The sequence below is a fragment of the Streptomyces sp. NPDC048291 genome, from assembly GCF_043201715.1.
Taxonomy (GTDB): Bacteria; Actinomycetota; Actinomycetes; order Streptomycetales; family Streptomycetaceae; genus Streptomyces.
The window spans coordinates 477,262-498,463 of record NZ_JBICZC010000011.1; the positions used below are offsets into that span (position 1 = coordinate 477,262).

Genomic DNA, 21,202 nt, shown 5'->3' on the forward strand with positions numbered 1-21,202 from the left:
TCCGGCCCCGTCCGGCACCTCGGAAGGTGGCGTGGGAGCGCTTCCATGAATAGGCGTGTCCATGCCACCATGCCGACGACGGTTCCGCCTCCGCCCCCCGCGCGCCAGGAAGGCTCCCGTGAAGCCACAGCCCAGCAGAACGCTGCTCAGCACGCTCCTCGGCACCTGTGTCCTCGCCCTCGCCCTGGTGGTGACCGCCACGGCCGTCACCGCGCTCGTCCGCGGTCCACGCCCGGTCGCCCCGGCCGCCCGCCAGGGCAGCCGCTGGGTGAACACCTGGACCGGGATGCCCCAGCTCACCGAGGTCGGCAACCTGCCGCCCGCGCCCTTCACGGGGGAGAAGTCGGTGCTGGCCGACACCACGCTGCGCCAGACCGTCCGTGTGACCGTCGGCGCCCACCGGCTCCGGCTGCGCTTCTCCAACGCCTACGGCGACACCCCGCTGCCGCTCACCGCGGTGACCGTGGCGCTGCCGGCGGGCGGACGGGCCGGGGTGAGCGCGGTCGTTCCCGGCAGCCTGCGCCCGGTGACGTTCGCCGGGCGCGCCGCGACCGTCGTACCCGTCGGGGCCGAGGTCGTCTCCGATCCCGTGGACTTCGACCTGGTCCCGGGTTCCGACCTCACGGTCACGGCGTACACCGCCGAGGGCCAGCCCGACCTCGCGCTCACCTCGCACCCGGGCTCGCGCACCACGTCGTATCTCGCCGTCGGCGACCACACGCGGGACCCGGACCTGACGGGCGCGACCGCGGTAGACCACTGGTACCTGCTGAGCGACGTCGAGGTCCTGGCGCCCGCGGCGACCCGGGCCGTGGCGGTCCTCGGCGACTCCCTCACCGACGGCCGGGGGTCCACGACCAACGGCAACGACCGCTGGCCGGACCAGTTCTTCGACCGTCTCCGGACCCGCCCGGACACCTCGGACATCGCCGTACTCAACCAGGCGGCCGGCGGCAACCGCGTCCTCGCCGACGGCCTCGGCCCCAACGTCCTGGCCCGCCTCGACCGCGACGTCCTCTCCCGCAGCGGGGTCTCCTGGCTGATCGTCTTCGAGGGCGTCAACGACATCGGCACCGCCGCCGCCACCCCGCAGGCCCAGCAGGCCGTCGCCGACGACCTGATCGCCGCCTACCGGCAGATCGTCGTCCGCGCCCACGCCCAGGGCATCCGCGTCTACGGCGCCACCCTGCTGCCCTTCGGCGGCAACGCCTACGACGACGGCGCCGGCGTACGGGAGGCGGCCCGGCAGCGCGTCAACGCCTGGATCCGGGGGCCCGGGCACTTCGACGCGGTGATCGACTTCGACCGGGCGGTACGGGACCCGGCCGATCCGGTCCGGCTGCGGGCCGACCTCCAGGTGGGGGACTGGCTGCACCTCAACCCGACCGGATACGGGGCGCTGGCGGCGGCGGTGCCAGCGGGACTGTTCGGCGGGCGGTGAGCGCTAGGCGGACTCGGCTCCGGTGGGGACCGTCCCCGGGGCCGAATCGGCCCGCGAGGGCAGGTGGTTGAAGAGCAGGTTCAGGACGATCGCCGTCAGGCAGCCCGCGCTGATGCCGCTGTTCATCACCGTCTGGAACCAGTCCGGGAACTTCGCGTAGACCGTCGGCACCCCCACCGGCAGCACGCCGACCGCGACCGAGACGGCCACCACCGTCAGGTTGTTGTTGCCCGTGAAGTCGACCTTCGCGAGCGTGCGCAGGCCGCTCGCCGCGACCGTGCCGAACATCACCAGCCCGGCACCGCCCAGCACCGGAGCCGGAATCGCCGCGACCACCGCGCCCAGCTTGGGCAGCAGGCCGAGCAGCACCAGGATGCCGCCGGCCGCCGCGACCACCCAGCGGCTGCGCACCCGGGTCATGCCGACCAGGCCCACGTTCTGCGCGAACGCCGTGTACGGGAAGGTGTTGAAGACACCGCCGAGGACGGTCGAGAGGCCGTCGGCGCGCAGGCCGTCGGCGAGGGAGCGCGACTCGACGCGGCGGCCGGTCAGTTCGCCGACCGCGAGCAGGTCACCGGTCGTCTCGGTCATCGTGACCAGGGCGACCACCAGCATGGAGACGATCGCCGAGGCCCTGAACGTCGGCGCCCCGAAGTGGAACGGCGTGCTGATGCCGAGCCAGTCGGCGTCCCCGACCCCGCTGAAGTCCGTGAACCCGAAGGGCACCGCCACCGCAAGGCCCACCGCGATGCCGATCAGGACCGCGATCCGGGCGAGGTAGACGGGCGCGAACCGCTGCACGCCGAGCACCACCGCGAGCACGAAGGCCGCCAGCGCCAGGTTCTTCGGCTCCCCGAAGTCCTTCGCGCCGGCGCCGCCCGCCGCCCAGTTGCCGGCCACCGGCAGCAGTGAGACACCGATGACCAGGATCACCGTCCCGGTGACCAGGGGCGGGAAGAAGCGCAGCAGTCTGCCGAAGACGGGGGCGAGCAGCATGATCGCCAGGCCTGCCACGATCACCGAGCCGTAGATCGCGGGGAGCCCGCCGCCCGTCGTGCCGATCAGGACCATCGGCGAGACCGCCGCGAACGTGCAGCCCTGCATGATCGGCAGCCGGACGCCGAAGCGCCAGAAGCCGACGCACTGGATGAGCGTGGCGATGCCGCACACCAAGAGGTCGGCGGTGATCAGATACGCCAGGTCGGCGGGGGACAGCTTCATCGCGCCGCCCACGATCAGCGGGACGGCGACCGCGCCCGCGTACATCGCGAGCACGTGCTGGAGGCCGAACGCGGTCAACTGCCGTACGGGTGGGACCTCGTCGACGGGATGGACGGAGGCGCTGGTGGTGGCCATGGGGGCTCCAGAGCGGGGACGACATCCGGACAGCACGAGACCGTAAGTGGTTTGAACAGTTTGTTGATTTCCGGTCTGTTGCCGATACGTGTCATGCCCACCCGGACGCGGGCGGATTCCGTTCCGTTCCGCTACGCCCCGGTGCGCGCCGCCGTCAGCAGGGAGTTCCAGTCGGCGAGCTTGACCACGCTCCGCCCGAGCCGGGCGCCGAGTGCCGCCTCGGCCCGCTCGATCGCCTGCCAGCCCGTCCACGGCACCGGTTCGATGCCGGCCGAGCGCAGCGCGGCGACCGGATCCGCCGGCACCTCCTTGCGCAGCAGCGCGGGCGCGTCCGTCAGGAGGGAGGTCACCGTCTCCTTGGCGTCGGGCCGGTTGGTGCCGATGACGCCCGTCGGGCCGCGCTTGATCCAGCCGGCCACGTAGTCGCCGGGCACGCCGAAGCAGCTGTCCAGGACCCGGCCCGCCTCGTGCGGCACGGTCCCGCTGTCCTCGTCGAACGGGAGCCCGTCCAGCGGTACTCCGCGATAGCCGACCGACCGCAGCACCAGCTGCGCCTCGACGGTCTCGTACCGCCCGGTGCCGCGCACCCCACCGCTGCCGTCCGGTTCGGTGCGTTCGAAGAGCACCGCGCCCACCCGGCCGCCGTCGTCGAGGAGTTCGACCGGGCGCAGGAAGAAACGCAACCTGATGCCGCGCTCCGTGCCCCGGCCGCCGGCCTCGGCCCAGCCGCGCAGCACCTCCACGTTCCGGCGCTGGGCGGCGGGCAGCGCGGACGGGTCGGCACACGCCGGATCGAGCGCCAACTCGGCGGCCTCCACCCGGACTTCGGTATCCGGCAGCCCGGCCAGCTCGCGCAGCTCCTTGGTGGTGAACCGGGCCTGCGAGGGGCCCCGGCGGCCCACCACGTGGACCTCTCTTATCCGGCTCGCCGCCAGCGCCGTCAGGGCCGCCTGCGGCATGTCGGTGGGGCTCAGCTCCGCCACGCCCCGGGCCAGCATCCGCGCCACGTCCACCGCGACGTTGCCGACCCCGATGACCACCGCCGACCGGGCGTCCCGCACGAACCCGGCGTCGATCGCGTCCGGATGCGCGCTGTACCAGGACACGAACTCGGTCGCCGACCAGCTGCCCGGCAGCTCCTCGCCGGGAATCCCGAGCCGCCGGTCGGTCGCGGCGCCCACGCAGTACACCACCGCGTGGTACAGCTCCCGCAGCCGCTCCACCGGCAGCCCGCCCGTGCCTCCGACCCGGACCCCGCCGAGGAACCGCACCCGCTCGTGTTCGAGCACGGTGCGCAGGTTCCCCTGGAGGGACTTGATCTTCTCGTGGTCAGGGGCGACGCCGTAACGCACGAGTCCGTACGGGCACGGCAACCGGTCCAGGACGTCCACACGCACCGTGGAGTCGAGCTGGACGAGGTTCTGGGCGGTGTAGCACCCGCTCGGCCCGGAGCCGACGACGGCGACACGCAACACAGGGGACTCCTTGCCCGAGGGGCTGGTGCCTCCAGCATCCCACCGGCCCGGTCGTCCAGACAGGGGCCGCTGGGGTGATGTGGATGCGTGCCCGGATGTCATCAGTGTGATCATGTGATCACGTTGCGCATGCACCGGAAGCCGGAAGCCGGAAGCCGCAAATCAGGATCCGGGGTTGAGGAGTCGGCGGTCCGGCCGCGGCCTTCGGGGTCAGCCGTTCGCCCGTTCCGCCGCGCTGCGTTCGACGCAGAACTCGTTGCCCTCGGGGTCGTGCAGCGTCACCCACCCGGTTCCGTCGGGCCGCCGGTGGTCCCCCTGGAGCGTGGCGCCGAGCGAGAGCAGGCGCTCGACCTCCTCGTCCCGGGTGCGGTCCTGGGGCTGGAGATCCAGATGCACGCGGTTCTTCACCGATTTGCGGTCGTCGACCCTGATGAACAGCAGGGTGGCGGCAGCCGTCGTGACCACGGCCTCCGGATCCCCGGGAAAGTCGTCGTCGGCCAGCGAGCCGTCCAGGGCCTGAGCCCAGAAGCCGGCGAGAGCGAACGGGTCCGCGGCGTCGACGGTGACATGGCGTATCAGAGAGCTCATGCCCGAAGCCGATCATGAATGCCGGCCACCGTCCAGAGGCGGCCGGCCCCGACATCAGGACCCGGACCCGGACCCGGACTCGGGTCCCGGCTCGGTACGGTCCTCCGTGGCGAAGAACCGCGACAGGTCCCGCCGTTCGGCCGAGGGTGCCGACTCCGGAGGCAGGCCCAGCTCCGGGTCGAGCCCGTAGCGCTCGAACAGCTCCGCCCGCAGCGCCGGGATCGGCATCGGCACACCCGGCACCAGCGCCGCGTACACCGCGCCCATCAGCATCGCGCGCAGCATGGGGTAGTCGGTCTCGACGTGCTGCGAGCCGTACCGGGCGACGGTGTCGCCGAGCAGCTCCGCCAGCCGCCGCTGCTCGGGGCACTGCACGAAGCCCTCGGCCTGCAGCAGGCCCGCCATGTGCTGGCGCATCAGCACCGGACGGTCCTGCGCGAGACCCAGGATCGAGTCGATGGCCCGGGCCAGCCGCTCCCGCCCGTCCTCGGTGTGCGGCTCGTGCTCCAGCGCCTCCTCCAGCGTGCGGTGCATCAGCCGGTGCACGGCGGACTGGACCAGCTGGCGCTTGCCCGGGAAGTAGTACGACACCAGCCCGCGCGCCGACCCCGCCCGGTCCGCGATGGCACCCAGCGTGGTCGCCTCGAAGCCGTGTGCGTCGACCAGCTCCACCGCGGCCTGGAGCAGCCGCTCGCGCGAACGCCTGCGCAATTCTTCATTGACCGAGGGGCTGCGCGGGGACATCCTGGAACTCCTGCGTTGACTGGCTGCCAGCCAACTATAATCGACGTAGTGGGCACCGCCCTGTGCGGGGCCTGTTCAGGGCTGCCGTCCGTCCGGGGCGACACGGGGGAGCGTCTCGGGCGGACGGCGCGACAGATCAGGCCTGGGTGGGCGTGGCCGGTCGGCGGGCCGCGCCCACCAGGTCCAGGACCGGCAGCAGCGCGTCCGGCCGTTCGGCCACCGGCAGATGGTCCACGAAGTGCACCCGGCAGCCGAGCGCCGCCGCCCCGCCGTCGGCGGGCCTGCTGTCCCCGACCATCACCGTCTCGCCCGGCTCGGCCCCGAGCGCATCGAGGGCGACCGTGAAGAGCCGCGGATCCGGTTTCTGGACGCCGTGTTCGTACGACAGGACGTAGGCGTCCACGTAGGCGTCGAGCCCGTGCTCGCGGAAGACCGGGCGCGGGTCCCAGCCGATGTTGCTGACCACGCCGACCCCGATGCCGTGCTCGCGCAGCGTCCGCAGGACCTGGGCGGCGTCGGGGTACGGCGACCAGGCACGCGGGTCCATGTGCCGCTCGTACAGGGCGTCGTGCAGGCCGGGATCCGGCAGGGCCACCCGCCGGGACAGGCCGGTGTACGCGGCCCGGTGCAGCTCCGCGCTCTCGTCCCGCACCCCCCACACCCCGGACAGCTCCGCGGGCACCGCGACCGGGAAGGCCCCGCCGGGCTGTGCCCCGGCCACCTCGAGCGCCCGCGCAGCCTCCTTCAGCTCGGCCTCGGAGAGAGCTGCTTCAGTCTCGGCGAGCACCGCCCGCAGCCAGGATTCGGTGGACTCGATGCGGAAGAGGGTTCCGGAGAAGTCGAAGAGCACGGCAGTCAGGGGTGCGGCAGTCATGTGGCGGACTCTACCGACGGCCGCCGCGGCGCGGGCTACCGGTGAGGGTGCCCCCGGCGGTCGCGCTCCCACTCGTACGCCAGCACCGCGAGCGCCACCACCAGGGCGCCGAGCAGCCAGCCGCCGAGCACGTCCGAGGGCCAGTGGACGCCGAGCCACACCCGGGTCAGGCCGACGCCCAGGACCGAGACCCCGGCCGCGACCAGCGCCGTACGCCGTATCGCGGGAGCGGCGCCGCAGCGGTGCAGCAGCCACAGCAGCAGGCCGCAGACCACCGTCGCCGTCATGGCGTGCCCGGACGGGAAGGCCGCGTAACGGGCGGAGTCGACCGGGTCGGGCCAGGCCGGTCGCGGGCGGCCGACGGCGGCCTTGAGGGACTGCTGGGCGACCGTCCCGAGCGCACAGGTCACGGTCAGCCACAGCGCGGTCCGCCAGGCCGAGTGCCGCCACACCAGCCACACCGCGACCGCGGCGCACAGCAGGCGCATGGTCAGCGGGTCCCAGACCCAGTCCGCCAGGACACGCAGCACCTGTGTGGTGCCGTGATCCGCCACGGCCCAGCGGTGGGTGGCGTCGGCTATGCCCTGGTCCACCGCTACCAGCGGAGGCCATTCGCCGGCGACGAGGGCCAGCAGCAGCGCCGAGGACAGGGCGAGAACGGCGGTCGTGAGAAGGGGAGCAGGGCGGTCGTCGGGCGGGGGGAACATGACGCGATCTTTGCCGAACCATTGCCCGCAGGGCAATTCCCCCGACGGATACGGCTTTACCCGAGGGCGCGCAGACTCGGTACGAGCGCCACCAGCACCGGGATCACCGGGACCAGGGCGGCCGTCGCGGTCAGCCGCAGCCGGTGCCGGGCGGGGAGGCGGTCCGGGGCGGTGAGCAACCGGTCGACCCGCTGCGGGACATGGGCGTGCGGGGTCGGCCCGGGGCCGAACACCCCCCGGTCCTCGTTGAGTTCGACCAGGGCGAGCGCGGTGGTGAGACGGCCGTGGCGCCGCGACGCCACGTCGTCCGCGGCCAGTTCGACCAGCCGGTGCATCTCGTCGCGGAATGCGGCGAACACCGGGATCTGCGGGAACCCGCCCGCCAGCGCGGCCGAGCAGTGCAGCAGCCAGTCGTGCCGGGCCTGCGCGTGGCCCTGCTCGTGGGCGAGGACCGCGTCCAGCTGACGGCCCTTCAGGCGACGCAACGCGGCCGTGGTCACGACGAGTTGGGGCGCCGCTCCGGGCAGCCACCAGGCGTCCGGGCGTTCGCCCTCCAAGACGACGAGCCGGCCGTCGGCCGGTTCCTCGCCGGGCAACAGCGGTGACCGGACCCGCAGTTCGGCCTGCTGCCGGTTGCGCCTGGCCCTGGCCCGCGCGATCTCCCGTACCAGCATCGCCCCGCTCCACAGCCCGGCACAGGCGAGGGCCACCGCGGTCACCGCCGCCCACGGGCCGGTCGTGGAGAGCGCGTAGGCGTCCACCACCCCGTTCGGGGCGGTCGCGAACACGTGCCCGCGCACCGCCTGCCAGGCAGCCGCCGCGCTCAGTGTCATCGACAGCGCGCAGCACAGCAGGACGGCCGCCACGACGCACTGCCACACCCACAGCGCGACCACCGGCTCCCGGTCCGTCCAGTCGGCCCGGGCGAGCAGCCGGGGGCCGGCCACGGCGGTCAGAGCGCCGAGCAGCAGCAGTGCCACGGGGACCATCATGGCCAGCACCCTATGAGCGGGGAACCGCTCACGGGTACAGGCCATTACGCCAAAGTGACGCAGGCAACGTCCGCGCCGCGAGTGCCGTCCCCGTCGCCCTCACAGTGCCAGCAGCATCGCCACCATGCCGATCCCCATCGACAGCCGGCACGCCTGCGCCAGCTCGGGCCTGTCGCCCCAGCGGAGGGCCGCCGTCCCGGCGTTGACCGCGACCGGGACGAGCCGCGCCCCGGAGAGCAGCACGTAGCCCGTGAAGTAGAGCAGCAACACCCCTGTCACCAGGGGGACTCCGGCACCGCCGTGATGATGGCCGCCGGGCGCGGCGGCCATCGCCACCGCCATGTAGACCATCGCCGCCGCCCCGACCAGATGGTGCAGATGGTGCGGGCTGCTGCGGGCGCTCCACAGGGCGCGCAGCGCGGCCGCGCCGAACACCGCCGCGTACAGCGGCCATGCCCACCCCGGCGGGGTGAACACCGTCGCGGGCACGGCCATGACGGCCATGCCGAACCCCATCAGCGCCTCGCCGCCCGCGGCGCGCCGCTGTTCCCGGACGCTGCTGCGCATCCGCAGCAGGCAGTAGGCCCCGGTCGCCGCGCACAGCGCGACCAGCAGCCAGCCGGGCGAAGCCGGTCCGTGCACGGCGCACCTCCCCGCTCGACGTCGCGTCGATGGATGCGATGCCCCGGCCGTACGGCGCGCACGCGAGCGCAAGGATGTACACGGGGAGCATTCGCCGGAGCACAGCCTGTGAGCAGGGTCGTTCGAAGATGCTTTACTAGTAAAACACGTGCTAAATTGATGGGTATGAGCACAGCGACCCCTGCCGCCATCCGCCGTCTGCCCCTCGCCGGTGTGCTGCGCCTCGGCCGGCCCTCCGACATCTGGTTCAAGCCCGCCCTCAGCGTGGTCGCCGCGGTCGCCCCGCCCAACCTGGCCCTGCTGGCCCTCGGCCGCCTCGACCTCGCGATGTACACGATGGCCGGATCGCTGTGCGCCCTCTACGGCCACAACCGCCCCTATCCCGCCCGCGCCCGCACCCTGGCCCGGGTGATCCTCGGCATGGTCTGCGGCCTCGCCGTCGCGCTGACCGCGGCCTCGCTCACCACGAACGCCGTCGTCCTGGTGACCGTCGGCGCGCTCATGGCCGCGGTGCAGAAGGCCCTCTGCGACGCCACCCGCGTCGGCCCGCCCGGGAACGTGGTCCTCACCTTCATCAGCTCCGCCTCCCTGTTCGCCCCGCAGACCCTCGGCCAGGTCCCCGGCCACCTCGGCCTCGCCCTCGCCGCGGGCGCCTGGGCCTGGCTGGTCGGCATGGCCCCCGGGCTGCTCCGCCCGCACGGCCCCGAACGCCGGGCCGCCGCCCACGCCCTGAACGCCACCGCCGTCTACGCCGACACCCGCGGCACCGGAGCCGGTCACGAGCGGGCCCGGGCCGCCGCGGCCGGCGCCGTACAGGCCGCCTGGCAGTCCCTGCTCGCCACCGGCGCCCGCACCGACCGCACCCGCCGCGCCCTCGAACACCTCGTCGTCCGCGCCGAGGTCGCTCTCGCCGCCCCGGCGGACGCCGCCCCGGCGCTGCTGCGCGGCTGGGCCCGCGCGCTGCGCGGCACCGGACGCGTCCCGCGCGTCGCCGGAGCCGACGACGACCTCCTCGGCATCGGCGCCGAACTCTCCGTCCCGCAGCGCCCGTTGTGGCACCGGCTCGGCCCGCTCGCCCCCCTCGCCGCCCGCACGGCGCTCGGCTGCGCCCTGGCCGGTTACGCCTCCCTCGCCCTCGGCGTCGGCCGCCCCTACTGGGCGCTGGTCACCGCCGCCTCCCTCTACCAGGCCAATGTCACCCTCACCTGGAGCCGGGGCGTCCAGCGCGTCGTCGGCAACCTCCTCGGCGTCCTCGTCTTCGCCGTCGTCGTACCGCTCGCCCACCTCCACCCGGCCGTCCTGGTGCTGTGCTGCCTCGCCTTCAACTTCGGCGCCGAGGCCCTGATCGGCCGCAACTACTGGCTCGGCAGCGTCTGCGTCACCCCGATGGCGCTGCTCGTCACCGAGTTCGCCCGCACCCAGGACGCGGGGCAGCTGATCACCGAGCGGGTGGTGGACACCCTGGTCGGCGCGCTCGTCGGCTTCGGCACCGCCGTCGTCGTCACCAACCGCCGGGCCGGCGACCGGATCGAACACGCCCTGACCCGCGTCGAGCGGGCTCGGGAACAGGCCGCCCGCCTGCTCGCCGGGTCGCAGCCGGCCCCGCGGGCCCTGGAGGCCGCCCGCCGCACCCTGTCCGCCGCCCTTGCGGACCTGCGGGCCACGGCCGACGCCGCGTCCGGCGAGTGGTGGCAGCGCGCGCTGCCCCAGGAGCGGGTCGTGCTCGCCGAACAGTCCGGACACCGTACGCTCGCCGCGACGGTACGACGCCAGGGAACGCACTCCTGGGACGGCGCGAGGACTACGGAGGACGTACGGCCATGACGGCGACCAACGGACGACCGGCGGCCGGGAGCGACGCGGACAGAGGCGTGGGGGGAGGCGCGGGCAACGGTGCGGGCAGGGGGGCCGGCAGGGACGACACGGTCGCGGCCGTCGTCCGGCAGTGGCGGAGTGTCCATCCGGCGCTGGACACGGGTCCCATGGAGGTCATCGGCCGGATCAACCGCTGCGCCGCCCTCCTCCAGCAGGCCGAGGACGCCCCGCTGCGCCGGGCCGGCCTCAGCCGCCCCGAGTTCGACCTGCTCGGCGCGCTTCGCCGCACCGGCCACGAGCTGACGCCGAGCGAGCTCGCCAAGGAGACCTTCTCCTCCGGCGCCGCCGTCACCAAACGCCTCAAGCAGCTCACCGAACGCGGCCTGGTCGAGCGGCGCGGCGACGCCCGTGACCGCAGGGTCGCCCACCTCCGCCTCACCGACGCGGGCCGCGACCTCGTCGACGGCATCCTGCCCGAGCAACTCGCCTACGAGACGGCCGTGCTGTCCGTCCTCGCCCCCGAGGGCCAGGGCGAACTGGCGGGACTCCTGGCCGAGTTGCTGGGCCGCCTGGAGGGCCGGATGGGCGCGCTGCGGGCCTGATCCCGCCGGTGCGGCATCGTCGGCCGCCCTGGATTCGCCCCGCTGGAACTGTGGCGGGGAGGCGTCGTTCGTCCGTGGCTCCGTCGTGGCCGGTGGCGCAGTTCCCTCCTCGGCACCCCTTCCGGGTCGCTGCCGTCGCCGGACCCGCTCAGATGCCCGGCCGGTACCGCAGCGGATGGTCGGCCGGCACCTCCACCAGCACGATCCTGATCCCGTCCGGATCGGCGGTCCACATCTCGACCAGGCCCCACGGCTCCTTCACGGGCGGGCGCACGATCGCGACGCCCTTCGCCACCAGCTCCTCGTGCGCCGCCGCCACGTCCGCGACCTGAAGCCACAGCCGCACGGCCGGCGAGGGCGGCGTGTCCGACCGCCCGGAGACCTCCAGGAACCCGCCGCCCAGGAAGTAGACCGTGCCCCGCTCCGGGCCCTCGCCGAACTCGCGGTAGACGGCCAGGCCGAGCCGCTCGCCGTAGAAGGCGCGGGACCGCTCGGGGTCGGTGGGGTGGATCAGGGTACGGCCGCTCAGTACATGCACCATGCGACCGGAGCGTAGCGGCAGGCCACCACGGGAGCCGGGAAGGGGAGCGGGGGAGCGGGGATAGGCTCGTGGCCGGCTCAGCAGCACCTGAGATCAGCAGCACGTGAGATCGGAGAACCCGCCCATGGAGACCCTGCCCATGGAGAACGCCGCCGCCGGACCGACCTTCCGCGACGCCACCGACGCCGACGTGGACGTCCTGGTCGCGTTGGTCGAGTCGGCCTACCGGGGCGACGACAGCCGGGTCGGCTGGACCACCGAGGCGGACATCCTGGAGGGGCAGCGGACCGATCCCGAGGGCGTCCTCGAAGTGATCAAGGCACCGGACGGCAAGCTGCTCGTCGTCGAGCGGGACGGCACCGTCGTCGCCTGCTGCCAGCTCGAACACCGCGGCGACCACGCCTACTTCGGCATGTTCGCGGTGAGCCCCGCCCTCCAGGGCGCCGGCCTCGGCAAGGTCGTCATCGCCGAGGCGGAGCGCCAGGCGCGCGAGGACTGGGGCGTGACGGAGATGCACATGACGGTGATCTCGGTGCGCGAGGACCTGATCGCCTGGTACGAGCGGCGCGGCTACCGCCGTACGGGGAAGATGACGCCGTTCCCGTACGGCGAGGAGCGCTTCGGCATTCCCCGGCGCGCCGACCTGCAGTTCGAACTGCTGGTCAAGCCGCTGGTGTGAGGCGCGGGCCGGCGTTCAGGCCGTGAAGCGGGCGGTGCGTTTGATCTCCGGGTAGTCGGTCGTCGCGCCGTCCAGCTGGAGGGCGCGCACCAGCCGCAGGTCGTCCTGGGTGTTCACCACCCAGCCGATCACCCGCAGGTCCGCCTTGCGGGCGTGCTCGACGACCTCCAGGGTCAGCCGCCGGATGTTCAGGCAGAGGGTCGCCGCCCCCGCCTCCTGGGCCCGCTCCACGACGTCGGTGCCGTACCGGCTGGCGATCAGCGCGGTGCGCACCCCCGGCACCAGCCGGGCGATCTCGGCGACCGCCTCGTCGTGGAACGAGGACACCTCCACCCGGGACACCAGGTCCCGCCGCTGCATGACCTCGGCCAGCGCGCGGGCCGCGGCCACGTCCTTGATCTCGGCCTGCAACGGAGACCGTACGGCGTCCAGGACCTCCTCGAACACCGGCACCCGCTCGCCCCGGCCGGCGTCAAGACCGCGCAGCTCCTCCAGGGTCTTCTCGGCGATCGGGCCGGTGCCGTCGGTCGTGCGGTCCACCTCCGCGTCGTGCATGACGACCAGGGCGCCGTCCTTGCTCAGGTGGAGATCGAGTTCGATCAGGTCGAGGCCGGCCTGCTGGGCGGCGACGAAGGAACGGAGGGTGTTCTCGGGCTCGACGCCCATGACTCCGCGGTGACCGATGGTAAGGAAGTTCAAGATTCAACTCGCTTCCGTCGACGGCGGCGATGGGTGCAGGCGCGCGAACCGTACGACGGACGTCGCTGTCCACGCGGCTGGGCGCAGCCTAATGGCCGCCCGTCGCGATGAACCCGTACGTACACGAGGGGATTGGTGTGCCGGGTGCGCGACACCTGGCCCGTGCCCCGGTCGGCGGTCACCCGGTGGTGGGCGCGTCCCGTCGCGCATTGACCGGCCGGATCCCGACGGTCGTCCGGAGCTGACACCTCGTCACCGGACGTAGTGAATGTGAGCGCCTTCACGGTTTCACACAGGAAAAAGCGCGGTGAAGTCGGGATGCCGCAGGATAATTTCCTGATCACCCCCTTGCTGGGAGAAAGCTTGTATGCATACGGTGTCCTTACGGAAGCTTCTCCCGTGGAGGATGGGTCATGACGGAAATTCTTGTGCAGGTGGGTTCGGAGGAGCAGGTTCCTCCCGTGACCAGGGTGGTCGAGCACCCGGCGTGGCCCGTGCTCAAGGATGCCGTGGAGCGGATCCGGCCATGGCAGTCGAAGGACGGCTCCATCGACCTCGACGACGAGGGCGCGCCCGCACGGGCCGACGCCGAGGCGGCCGTACGGCGTGTCGTCGAGGCCGTGGAGGAGCTGTCCCCGCTGCTCCCGCACGACGCCGACTACCACCGGGCGCTCGTGACGGACCTGCGGCGCTGGGCCGTCGGCGGCTTCCAGGTGCCAGACTTCCTCGACTCGCTGCTCGCCTTCCAGCCCGCCGCGGGCCGCGCGGACGGCCTCCAGCACCTGGTCGTCTTCCCGATGTACACGCAGAACGGCAACCCGGACCGCAACCTGGAGGCGGTCGTGCTGCGCATGGTCTGGCCGGAGTGGCTGGCCGAGCTGGAGCGCACCCGGTACGACAACCCGCTGTTCTGCGGCATCACCTTCGAGGACTTCACGGCCGGGTACGACACCAACTCCGCCGTCCTGTTCCCGGAGACCATCGCCGTTCGCGAGGCGCCGGAACGATTCTCCTGGGGCGGCATCTTCTGCGACCGGGAGGCCGCCCGCTTCCGCCGGGTCACCGACGCGGCCGTCGGCATCCTGGGCCTGAACCTGCCCGCGGACGTCGCCGCGATGGTCCACGACCAGAAGCGCTGCGAGGAGGCCTTCGTCCTGTGGGACATGGTCCACGACCGCACCCACAGCCACGGCGACCTGCCCTTCGACCCGTTCATGATCAAGCAGCGCCAGCCGTTCTGGATGTACGGCCTGGAGGAGCTGCGCTGCGACCTCACCGCCTTCAAGGAGGCCGTGAAGCTCCAGGCGGACGGCGTCCCGCAGGCCCGTGACGTGCAGTACGCGGTCCTCTTCGACCGGATGTTCCGCTTCCCGGTCACCGGCGACCGGGTCCGCAACTACGACGGGCTCGGCGGCCAGCTGCTCTTCGCCTACCTGCACAGGCACGACGTGGTCCGCTGGACCGACAACAAGCTCGCCATCGACTGGGAGCGCGCCCCGCAGGTCACCAACCAGCTGTGCGCCGAGATCGAGAAGCTGTACAAGGACGGCATCGACCGCCCGAAGCTCGTCCACTGGTTCGCCGGGTACGAGCTGGTCGCCACCTACCTCGCCCCGCACCCCGGCTCGAAGTGGGCCAAGGGCCCGGACGCCCTGGACCTGAGCCTGCCGCCGCGCAAGCTCGTGGACGACGTGCTTCCGGACGAGTTTCCGCTGAGCATGTTCTACGAGGCCCTGTCCAAGAAACTGAAGAACGTGATCGCCGAGACCAAGGGCATCACGGCGGACAGCGCCGAGCCGGTCGCCGCGTGAGCGACCGGCGGCGGAACACTGCTCAAGAGGGGAACGACATGGTGGGCAACGGGGCTCTCAGCGGTACGGTGATCGCGGTGGCCGGTGCGGGCGGACCCGCAGGGCGTGCCACGCTGATGCGGCTGGCCGAGGCCGGCGCGACCGTCGTCGGGGCGGACAACGACCCGCAGCGCCTGTCCGAGGCCGTCGACGCGGCCCGCTACGCCTCCGGCGGCGCGACCGTCACGGGCGACACGGTGGACCTGCTCGACCTCCAGTCCACCCGGGACTGGGCCACCCACATCGAGAAGGACTTCGGCCGCGTCGACGGTCTCGTGCACCTGGTCGGCGGCTGGCGCGGCAGCGAGACCTTCACCAAGACCAGCCTGGACGACTGGGACTTCCTGGAGCTGCTGCTCGTCAAGACCGTGCAGCACACCTCCCTCGCCTTCCACGAGGCGCTGCAGCGCAGCGAGCGCGGCCGGTACGTCCTGATCAGCGCCTCCGCCGCGAGCAGGCCCACCGCGGGCAACGCCGCGTACGCCGCGGGCAAGGCCGCCGCCGAGGCGTGGACGCTCGCCCTGGCCGACTACTTCCGCAAGGCAGGGGGCCCGGAGGGCCCGACCTCCGCCGCTGCCATCCTGGTGGTGAAGGCGTTGGTCCACGACGCGATGCGCGCCGAGCGGCCCAACGCGAAGTTCGCGGGCTTCACCGACGTCAAGGACCTGGCCGAGGCCATCGAGGGCGTCTGGAGCAAGTCCGCCGCCGAAGTGAACGGAAACCGTCTGTGGCTGACCGAGAAGCCGTGAACCCTCCGAAGACCGACGCGCGTCGCCACCACGACCCGCAGGTCCGCGGTTTCGCCAGTGACAACTACGCCGGAGCCCACCCCGAGGTGCTCGCCGCCCTGGCCCTGGCCAACGGCGGCCACCAGGTGGCGTACGGCGAGGACGAGTACACCGAGAACCTCCAGCGGATCGTCCGCGGCCACTTCGGGGCGACGGCGGAGGCCTTCCCGGTCTTCAACGGCACCGGCGCGAACGTCGTCGCGCTCCAGGCGGTCACCGACCGCTGGGGCGCGGTGATCTGCGCCGAGAGCGCGCACATCAACGTCGACGAGGGCGGCGCCCCCGAGCGCATGGGCGGCCTCAAGCTGCTCACCGTGCCCACCCCCGACGGCAAGCTCACCCCGGAGCTCATCGACCGGCAGGCGTACGGCTGGGACGACGAGCACCGGGCGATGCCCCAGGTGGTCTCGATCACCCAGAGCACCGAGCTGGGCACCCTGTACACGCCGGACGAGATCCGCGCGATCTGCGAGCACGCCCACGCGCACGACATGAAGGTGCACCTGGACGGCTCCCGGATAGCCAACGCGGCGGCCTCCCTGGACGTGCCGATGCGCACCTTCACCAACGCGGTCGGCGTCGACATCCTCTCGCTGGGCGGCACCAAGAACGGCGCGATCTTCGGCGAGGCGGTCGTGGTGATCAACCAGGACGCCGTCAGCCACATGAAGCACCTGCGCAAGCTGTCCATGCAGCTCGCCTCCAAGATGCGCTTCGTGTCGGTGCAGTTGGAGGCGCTGCTCGCCAAGGACCTGTGGCTGCGCAACGCCCGGCACGCCAACGAGATGGCCCAGCGGCTCGCCGAGGGCGTCCGGGCCGTGCACGGCGTGGAGATCCTCCACCCGGTACAGGCCAACGGCGTCTTCGCGCGGCTCCCGCACGACGTGAGCCTGCGTCTGCAGAAGCGCTTCCGGTTCTACTTCTGGGACGAGGCGGCGGGTGACGTCCGCTGGATGTGCGCCTTCGACACGACCGAGGCGGACGTGGACGCGTTCGTGGCGGCGCTCAAGGAGGAGATGGCGCGCTGAGCGCTCCGCGGGAAGTGCCGTGATCCGCCGACTGCGGCGCCGTCGTGGCCGGGCGCGCCGTTCGCCGCGCCCCTGACGGGACGCTGCCAGAGCGCTTGTTGCATAGATATGCGACCACCCGGAAAGTCATTGACGCCTGGGTGGTCGCATTCCTATGCTCTGCGGGCATGGAGCTGATCCAGAACAACGCCGATCTGTCCGCCTACCTGGCCGCTGACGAGGTCATCGACCATCACCATCCGCTGGTCCGGGAGGCGGCCGCCCGACTCGCGGAGGGTGTCGGCGACTCGTATGACTATGCGCGATCCGCCTACGAATTCGTCCGGGACACCATCCCGCACTCCCAGGACTCCGGCGACCTGCGCGTGACCTGGCGGGCATCGGACGTGCTTGAGAGGCGCACCGGCATCTGCTACGCCAAGGCGCACGCCCTGGCCGCACTGCTGCGGGCCGAGGACATCCCCACGGCCCTGTGCTACCAGCTGCTCGCGGACGACGGGGGAGGTCATGTCGTGCACGGTCTGGTCGCCGTCCGCCTCCACGGCGCCTGGCACCGGCAGGACCCGCGCGGCAACAGGCCCGGCGTCGACGCCCGGTTCTCCCTCGACGGCGAACGGCTGGCCTGGGTCCCGGACCCTCGGTCCAGTGAGATGGACTATCCGGTCCTGTACGCTGAACCTCATCCGGTCGTGCTCGGCGCCCTCAGAGCGGCGCCGGACCGCCCGCACCTCTGGAAGACGCTCCCCACCGCACTCTGAGGCAAGGCAGATGACTCTCACGCTCACCGTGTCCGACGAGGTGCGCGCTCTCGCACCCGGTTTCACGCATCTCGTCATCGAGGCCCACGGCCTGGCCAACGGACCCAGTACGGAGGCGAGTTCGGCCCTCCTCGACGACGCGGCCCGGCGGCTGGCCGTCCGTCTCGACGGGCGTGCCCCGCACGAGGACCCGCACATGGTGGCCTGGCGGGCCGCCTACACGGCCTTCGGCTCCAAGCCCTCCCGCACCCGCAACTCGGCCGAGGCGCTGGCCAAGCGGGCCCTGGCGGACGGCGGCCTGCCCCGTATCAACATGCTCGTGGACCTCTACAACGCCATCAGCGTCGCCCACCTGATCCCGGTCGGCGGTGAGGACCTCGACCTGATCCAGGGCGGTATGCGCCTCGTACGCGCCACGGGCGAGGAGGACTTCGTGACCGTGGCCGGGGGCGAGGAGACCGTCGAGCACCCCGACGCCGGCGAGGTCGTGTGGTGCGACGACGCCGGAGTCACCTGCCGCCGCTGGAACTGGCGCCAGGGCCCGCGCACCCGCCTCACCGAGCGGACGGCCTCGGCCCTCTTCCTGCTGGAGAGCCTCGCCCCGATGCCGGTGCCGGAGGTGGCCGCGGCGGGCGCCGAACTCGCCGAACTGCTGGAGAAGTTCAGCCCCGGCGCCCGCATCGAGGTGCGCGCGCCCGAGCCGGCGGGCTGAGGCTCAGACCGCCTCGGCGGCCTTCAGCTGGTCCAGCGTGGGTGCCGTGCCGCCCAGGTGCGCCGGGAGCCACCAGGTGTCGCTCGCGTCCTTCGGGCGGGCCGGGTAGGCGCGCTGGGCGGCGTCGAGGAGCTCCTGGACGCGCTCGCGCAGCCGACGGGTGATGGCTCCCGCGTACTGGTCCCGGGGGGCTTCGACCGGCTCGCCGACCCGGATGGTGACGGGCAGGTGGTTCCGCTTGAAGTTGCGCGGCTGGCCCTTGGTCCAGATGCGCTGGGTGCCCCACAGCGCCATCGGGACGAGCGGGACGCCGGCCTCCTGCGCGAGCCGCGCGGCACCCGACTTGAAGCTCTTCAGCGTGAAGGACTGGGAGATCGTGGCCTCCGGGAAGACCCCCACGATCTCACCGGACTTCAGCGACTCCAGCGCGTGCTGGTAGGCCGCCTCGCCCTGCTTGCGGTCCACCGGGATGTGCTTCATGCCGCGCATCAGCGGGCCGGAGATCCGGTGCCGGAACACCGACTCCTTCGCCATGAACCGCACCAGGCGCTTCTGCGGAAGGGCCGCGAGGCCGTCGAAGACGAAGTCCAGGTAGCTGATGTGATTGCTCACCAGCACGGCGCCGCCCGAGCGCGGGATGTTCTCCGAACCCTGGCAGTCGATCTTGAGGTCCCAGACCTTGAACAACGTCTTGGCGAAACCGATGACGGGACGGTAGACCAGCTCTGGCATGGGCGGGGCGGACCCTTTCTGCTCTGCCTGGGAAAGGGGCTCCCGGCGGGAAGTTACGGAGCCGTAGGTTTACGGCGTCTCGCAGATGGTGCCCGAAGAACGGACGGGGAGCCAGCCCTGGTGCCCTGGCGCGGCGAGATCCTCGTCACGTTGGGCCCCTTGATCCACCTCGCGCTTTTAACGGCCCTTTACTCGGGGTGGGCCGTCAACCGCCGCATGAGCAGGAACATCTCGCAGCCCAGGCAGTACCCGAACGCCGCATTGAGGAAGGCCGCGGCGAGCGCGAGCCCGGTCGCCGCGAGGCCCAACCACGCCGGGCCCAGCGCGAATCCGACCAGACCGAGCCCCGCGAAGACCAGTCCGACCGCCTGCGCGAACCGCGGGGGCTCCGGCGGCTCGAACTCCGTCGGAGGCGCGAGCCGCGGTCGTACGAGTGTCCGGAACGCCCAGCCGTACGGCGACCGGCTCATGCCGCCGGCCGCGCCGAGCGCGAACGCCAGCGTCTGCCAGGCGAGGAGCCAGGGGCTCCGGGTGATCAGCGCGACGGCCAGTACGACCGTCGTCACGGCCGCCGCGAACCGCGGCCCACGTGCGTCGATGTCCATGAACCAAGGATTCCGCCTCGCGGGCCGGTAGGGGAGCCGGGAATCTTTGCAGTCTCGTGAACGCTTTTCGCGGTGGTGAGCCGTCTCGTGGATCCTTGTCCGGTGATGACCGGACTCGTGGTGTGCGTGGCGGTGCTCGCGGCGGCGAGCGTCTACGGAGTGCTGCACAGGCGGCGGAGCGGGAGGGTACGGGTGCGCGGGCGCGACGACGGCAAGCGGCTCGAAGCGGCCGAACTCGGCGGTGAACTGGGCGAACGGGCCACGCTGGTGCAGTTCTCCAGCGCCTTCTGCGCCCCCTGCCGGGCCACCCGGCGGGTGCTGGGCGAGGTCGCCGGGATGGTCCCCGGGGTCACCCACGTCGAGATCGACGCCGAGGCACACCTCGACCTCGTACGCGAACTGGAGATCCTCAAGACGCCCACCGTGCTGGTGCTCGACGCGGACGGCCGGGTGGTGCGCCGGGCCACCGGACTGCCCCGCAAGGCGGACGTCATCGCGGCGCTGGGCGAGGCGGTCTGACGAGTATGCCGATGACGGTGAGGCACCTCCCATATCCCGGAACGTACTTGACTGGGCGCACCACCTATCGTCAGCCTGACTCTATGCCTCAGGAACTCCTTCTCTTCGGCCGGGTGCACGTGGACCTGGCCCGTACCGCGAGTGCGCGCTGTCCGGACTGTTGAGCAGCCACGGACCCGAACGCCGCCCCTCGCAGAAGGACAACTCCATGACGGCCACGCCCGACCTCGGCACCCCCCAGCTCGCCTCGCCCGACCTGCTCCGCTCCGCCTTCCGGCGGCACGCGGCCGGTGTGGCGGTGATCACCGCGCGTGGCGCCGACGGCCCGGTCGGCTTCACCGCCACCTCCCTCACCTCCGTCTCCGCCGAGCCCCCGATGGTCTCCTTCGGGGTCGGCACGGGCGCTTCCAGCTGGCCCGCGATATCCACCGCCGAGCACATCGGCGTCCACATCCTCGGCGAGCACCAGGCGGAGCTCGCGGCCACCTTCGCGCGCAGCGGCGCCGACCGGTTCGGTGCGCCCACCAACTGGCGCGACGGCCATGCGGGCGTCCCGGTCCTGGACGACGTACTGGTGTGGCTGGTGTGCCGGATCGTGGCGCGGGTGCCGGCCGGCGACCACCGCATCGTGCTGGCCGAGGTGCTCGTCGGCGATCCCTCCCGCGCCGGCCGGCCGCTCCTGTACCACCAGGGCGCCTTCAACGGGCTGCGGGACTGATCACACAGCCCCCGTTCCGCGGATCACGCGCCCCTCGTTCTGCGCACCCGTCGAGTTCCGGTTACGCTGCGTTGCGAAGGTCACAGTTCAAAGCGCTTGCTTAGCGGGGATGAACTGGCTGTACTGGTGAGTAATATTTCGTTCGGAGCGCGCGGCCGCCCCGACCGGGATGAGCCGCTTGAGGCGCCTATGCTGCCTGCAAGAGGCAGCCCAGAAAAGACGATGCAGTAGGAGAGCCGGCGTGAGCTTGAGGATCGTTGTCACTGTGAAGTATGTGCCCGACGCCACTGGCGACCGGCATTTCGCCGATGACCTGACCGTCGACCGTGACGACGTG

At 72.2% G+C, this 21,202-nt stretch carries 23 protein-coding genes and 1 pseudogene; 12 read left to right on the plus strand and 12 right to left on the minus strand.

From position 1 onward, the window contains the following. Nucleotides 1-61: 61 nt before the first annotated feature. On the plus strand, nucleotides 62-1,441 hold the full coding sequence (locus tag ACGF5O_RS30555; protein WP_393813130.1) for an SGNH/GDSL hydrolase family protein: 1,380 nt from the start codon (nucleotides 62-64) through the stop codon (nucleotides 1,439-1,441). A gap of 3 nt (nucleotides 1,442-1,444) precedes the next feature. On the opposite strand, the gene ACGF5O_RS30560 is transcribed toward ACGF5O_RS30555, so the two are convergent. The 8 genes from ACGF5O_RS30560 to ACGF5O_RS30595 form a co-directional block, all read right to left on the minus strand. Beyond that, nucleotides 1,445-2,797, minus strand: coding sequence for a nucleobase:cation symporter-2 family protein (locus ACGF5O_RS30560; RefSeq protein ID WP_393813092.1), 1,353 nt, complete (start codon nucleotides 2,795-2,797; stop codon nucleotides 1,445-1,447). 131 nt (nucleotides 2,798-2,928) lie between these two features. Further along, a complete protein-coding gene (locus ACGF5O_RS30565; RefSeq protein ID WP_393813093.1) occupies nucleotides 2,929-4,272 on the minus strand; it encodes an FAD-dependent oxidoreductase in 1,344 nt (447 codons plus the stop codon). A 210-nt stretch (nucleotides 4,273-4,482) separates the two neighbouring features. Beyond that, the gene (locus ACGF5O_RS30570) at nucleotides 4,483-4,860 is read right to left on the minus strand and encodes a VOC family protein (protein ID WP_393813094.1); all 378 of its coding nucleotides are present in this window, start codon (nucleotides 4,858-4,860) and stop codon (nucleotides 4,483-4,485) included. A gap of 54 nt (nucleotides 4,861-4,914) precedes the next feature. Then, nucleotides 4,915-5,604, minus strand: coding sequence for a TetR/AcrR family transcriptional regulator (locus ACGF5O_RS30575; protein WP_393813095.1), 690 nt, complete (start codon nucleotides 5,602-5,604; stop codon nucleotides 4,915-4,917). 136 nt (nucleotides 5,605-5,740) lie between these two features. Continuing rightward, nucleotides 5,741-6,463: an HAD family hydrolase gene (locus ACGF5O_RS30580; protein ID WP_393813131.1), complete on the minus strand. Its 723-nt coding sequence runs from the start codon at nucleotides 6,461-6,463 to the stop codon at nucleotides 5,741-5,743. A gap of 50 nt (nucleotides 6,464-6,513) precedes the next feature. After that, complete coding sequence (locus ACGF5O_RS30585; protein WP_393813096.1) at nucleotides 6,514-7,185, minus strand: phosphatase PAP2 family protein; 672 nt, start codon at nucleotides 7,183-7,185, stop codon at nucleotides 6,514-6,516. A 56-nt stretch (nucleotides 7,186-7,241) separates the two neighbouring features. Next, nucleotides 7,242-8,177, minus strand: coding sequence for a M56 family metallopeptidase (locus tag ACGF5O_RS30590; protein WP_393813097.1), 936 nt, complete (start codon nucleotides 8,175-8,177; stop codon nucleotides 7,242-7,244). 99 nt (nucleotides 8,178-8,276) lie between these two features. Continuing rightward, on the minus strand, nucleotides 8,277-8,819 hold the full coding sequence (locus ACGF5O_RS30595; RefSeq protein WP_393813098.1) for a DUF5134 domain-containing protein: 543 nt from the start codon (nucleotides 8,817-8,819) through the stop codon (nucleotides 8,277-8,279). 165 nt (nucleotides 8,820-8,984) lie between these two features. On the opposite strand from ACGF5O_RS30595, the gene ACGF5O_RS30600 reads away from it, so the two are divergent. Next, the gene (locus ACGF5O_RS30600) at nucleotides 8,985-10,643 is read left to right on the plus strand and encodes an FUSC family protein (RefSeq protein ID WP_393813099.1); all 1,659 of its coding nucleotides are present in this window, start codon (nucleotides 8,985-8,987) and stop codon (nucleotides 10,641-10,643) included. Further along, the gene (locus tag ACGF5O_RS30605) at nucleotides 10,640-11,236 is read left to right on the plus strand and encodes a MarR family winged helix-turn-helix transcriptional regulator (RefSeq protein WP_393813100.1); all 597 of its coding nucleotides are present in this window, start codon (nucleotides 10,640-10,642) and stop codon (nucleotides 11,234-11,236) included. The genes ACGF5O_RS30600 and ACGF5O_RS30605 overlap by 4 nt, the downstream gene beginning before the upstream one ends. A gap of 148 nt (nucleotides 11,237-11,384) precedes the next feature. Here the strand turns inward: ACGF5O_RS30605 and ACGF5O_RS30610 are convergent, their stop codons facing one another. Next, nucleotides 11,385-11,777, minus strand: coding sequence for a VOC family protein (locus ACGF5O_RS30610; protein ID WP_393813101.1), 393 nt, complete (start codon nucleotides 11,775-11,777; stop codon nucleotides 11,385-11,387). A 139-nt stretch (nucleotides 11,778-11,916) separates the two neighbouring features. On the opposite strand from ACGF5O_RS30610, the gene ACGF5O_RS30615 reads away from it, so the two are divergent. Further along, nucleotides 11,917-12,456, plus strand: coding sequence for a GNAT family N-acetyltransferase (locus tag ACGF5O_RS30615; RefSeq protein ID WP_393813132.1), 540 nt, complete (start codon nucleotides 11,917-11,919; stop codon nucleotides 12,454-12,456). A gap of 15 nt (nucleotides 12,457-12,471) precedes the next feature. On the opposite strand, the gene ACGF5O_RS30620 is transcribed toward ACGF5O_RS30615, so the two are convergent. Continuing rightward, the gene (locus tag ACGF5O_RS30620; protein ID WP_393813102.1) at nucleotides 12,472-13,155 is read right to left on the minus strand and encodes a glycerophosphodiester phosphodiesterase; all 684 of its coding nucleotides are present in this window, start codon (nucleotides 13,153-13,155) and stop codon (nucleotides 12,472-12,474) included. A 413-nt stretch (nucleotides 13,156-13,568) separates the two neighbouring features. Here ACGF5O_RS30620 and ACGF5O_RS30625 point away from each other — a divergent pair, with 413 nt between their 5' ends. From ACGF5O_RS30625 to ACGF5O_RS30645, 5 genes are all read left to right on the plus strand, one after another. After that, a complete protein-coding gene (locus ACGF5O_RS30625; protein ID WP_393813103.1) occupies nucleotides 13,569-14,966 on the plus strand; it encodes a DUF6421 family protein in 1,398 nt (465 codons plus the stop codon). A gap of 41 nt (nucleotides 14,967-15,007) precedes the next feature. Next, complete coding sequence (locus ACGF5O_RS30630; protein ID WP_393813133.1) at nucleotides 15,008-15,754, plus strand: SDR family NAD(P)-dependent oxidoreductase; 747 nt, start codon at nucleotides 15,008-15,010, stop codon at nucleotides 15,752-15,754. After that, a complete protein-coding gene (locus ACGF5O_RS30635) occupies nucleotides 15,751-16,821 on the plus strand; it encodes a threonine aldolase family protein (protein WP_393813104.1) in 1,071 nt (356 codons plus the stop codon). Before ACGF5O_RS30630 ends, ACGF5O_RS30635 begins: the two co-directional genes overlap by 4 nt. A 167-nt stretch (nucleotides 16,822-16,988) precedes the next feature. Then, nucleotides 16,989-17,579 carry a transglutaminase domain-containing protein gene (locus ACGF5O_RS30640; protein WP_393813105.1) on the plus strand — a complete coding sequence of 197 codons (591 nt, stop codon included), beginning with the start codon at nucleotides 16,989-16,991 and terminating at the stop codon, nucleotides 17,577-17,579. A 10-nt stretch (nucleotides 17,580-17,589) separates the two neighbouring features. Then, a complete protein-coding gene (locus ACGF5O_RS30645) occupies nucleotides 17,590-18,291 on the plus strand; it encodes a B3/4 domain-containing protein (protein WP_393813106.1) in 702 nt (233 codons plus the stop codon). Between the two features lie 3 nt (nucleotides 18,292-18,294). Here ACGF5O_RS30645 and ACGF5O_RS30650 read toward each other — a convergent pair whose 3' ends face one another. Next, complete coding sequence (locus ACGF5O_RS30650) at nucleotides 18,295-19,023, minus strand: lysophospholipid acyltransferase family protein (protein WP_393813107.1); 729 nt, start codon at nucleotides 19,021-19,023, stop codon at nucleotides 18,295-18,297. A 188-nt stretch (nucleotides 19,024-19,211) separates the two neighbouring features. Further along, complete coding sequence (locus ACGF5O_RS30655) at nucleotides 19,212-19,628, minus strand: DUF4395 domain-containing protein (protein WP_393813108.1); 417 nt, start codon at nucleotides 19,626-19,628, stop codon at nucleotides 19,212-19,214. 105 nt (nucleotides 19,629-19,733) lie between these two features. Between ACGF5O_RS30655 and ACGF5O_RS30660 the strand changes: the two genes are divergently transcribed. From ACGF5O_RS30660 to ACGF5O_RS30670, 3 genes and pseudogenes are all read left to right on the plus strand, one after another. Beyond that, nucleotides 19,734-20,147, plus strand: coding sequence for a thioredoxin family protein (locus ACGF5O_RS30660; RefSeq protein WP_393813134.1), 414 nt, complete (start codon nucleotides 19,734-19,736; stop codon nucleotides 20,145-20,147). A gap of 208 nt (nucleotides 20,148-20,355) precedes the next feature. Beyond that, nucleotides 20,356-20,865 (plus strand): flavin reductase family protein, encoded by a 510-nt coding sequence (locus ACGF5O_RS30665; protein WP_393813109.1) that lies wholly within the window; start codon nucleotides 20,356-20,358, stop codon nucleotides 20,863-20,865. 241 nt (nucleotides 20,866-21,106) lie between these two features. Then, a pseudogene (locus tag ACGF5O_RS30670) lies at nucleotides 21,107-21,202 on the plus strand (electron transfer flavoprotein subunit beta); the annotation flags it as partial.

What these genes read in the sequence shown, in the direction of transcription:
- ACGF5O_RS30555 (WP_393813130.1), top strand. Translation starts at nt 62, where the DNA reads ATGCCACCATGCCGACGACGGTTCCGCCTCCGCCCCCCGCGCGCCAGG.
- ACGF5O_RS30560 (WP_393813092.1), bottom strand. Translation starts at nt 2,797, where the DNA reads ATGGCCACCACCAGCGCCTCCGTCCATCCCGTCGACGAGGTCCCACCC.
- ACGF5O_RS30570 (WP_393813094.1), bottom strand. Translation starts at nt 4,860, where the DNA reads ATGAGCTCTCTGATACGCCATGTCACCGTCGACGCCGCGGACCCGTTC.
- ACGF5O_RS30575 (WP_393813095.1), bottom strand. Translation starts at nt 5,604, where the DNA reads ATGTCCCCGCGCAGCCCCTCGGTCAATGAAGAATTGCGCAGGCGTTCG.
- ACGF5O_RS30585 (WP_393813096.1), bottom strand. Translation starts at nt 7,185, where the DNA reads ATGTTCCCCCCGCCCGACGACCGCCCTGCTCCCCTTCTCACGACCGCC.
- ACGF5O_RS30590 (WP_393813097.1), bottom strand. Translation starts at nt 8,177, where the DNA reads ATGATGGTCCCCGTGGCACTGCTGCTGCTCGGCGCTCTGACCGCCGTG.
- ACGF5O_RS30600 (WP_393813099.1), top strand. Translation starts at nt 8,985, where the DNA reads ATGAGCACAGCGACCCCTGCCGCCATCCGCCGTCTGCCCCTCGCCGGT.
- ACGF5O_RS30605 (WP_393813100.1), top strand. Translation starts at nt 10,640, where the DNA reads ATGACGGCGACCAACGGACGACCGGCGGCCGGGAGCGACGCGGACAGA.
- ACGF5O_RS30610 (WP_393813101.1), bottom strand. Translation starts at nt 11,777, where the DNA reads ATGGTGCATGTACTGAGCGGCCGTACCCTGATCCACCCCACCGACCCC.
- ACGF5O_RS30615 (WP_393813132.1), top strand. Translation starts at nt 11,917, where the DNA reads ATGGAGAACGCCGCCGCCGGACCGACCTTCCGCGACGCCACCGACGCC.
- ACGF5O_RS30625 (WP_393813103.1), top strand. Translation starts at nt 13,569, where the DNA reads ATGACGGAAATTCTTGTGCAGGTGGGTTCGGAGGAGCAGGTTCCTCCC.
- ACGF5O_RS30640 (WP_393813105.1), top strand. Translation starts at nt 16,989, where the DNA reads ATGGAGCTGATCCAGAACAACGCCGATCTGTCCGCCTACCTGGCCGCT.
- ACGF5O_RS30645 (WP_393813106.1), top strand. Translation starts at nt 17,590, where the DNA reads ATGACTCTCACGCTCACCGTGTCCGACGAGGTGCGCGCTCTCGCACCC.
- ACGF5O_RS30650 (WP_393813107.1), bottom strand. Translation starts at nt 19,023, where the DNA reads ATGCCAGAGCTGGTCTACCGTCCCGTCATCGGTTTCGCCAAGACGTTG.
- ACGF5O_RS30655 (WP_393813108.1), bottom strand. Translation starts at nt 19,628, where the DNA reads ATGGACATCGACGCACGTGGGCCGCGGTTCGCGGCGGCCGTGACGACG.
- ACGF5O_RS30660 (WP_393813134.1), top strand. Translation starts at nt 19,734, where the DNA reads ATGACCGGACTCGTGGTGTGCGTGGCGGTGCTCGCGGCGGCGAGCGTC.
- ACGF5O_RS30665 (WP_393813109.1), top strand. Translation starts at nt 20,356, where the DNA reads ATGACGGCCACGCCCGACCTCGGCACCCCCCAGCTCGCCTCGCCCGAC.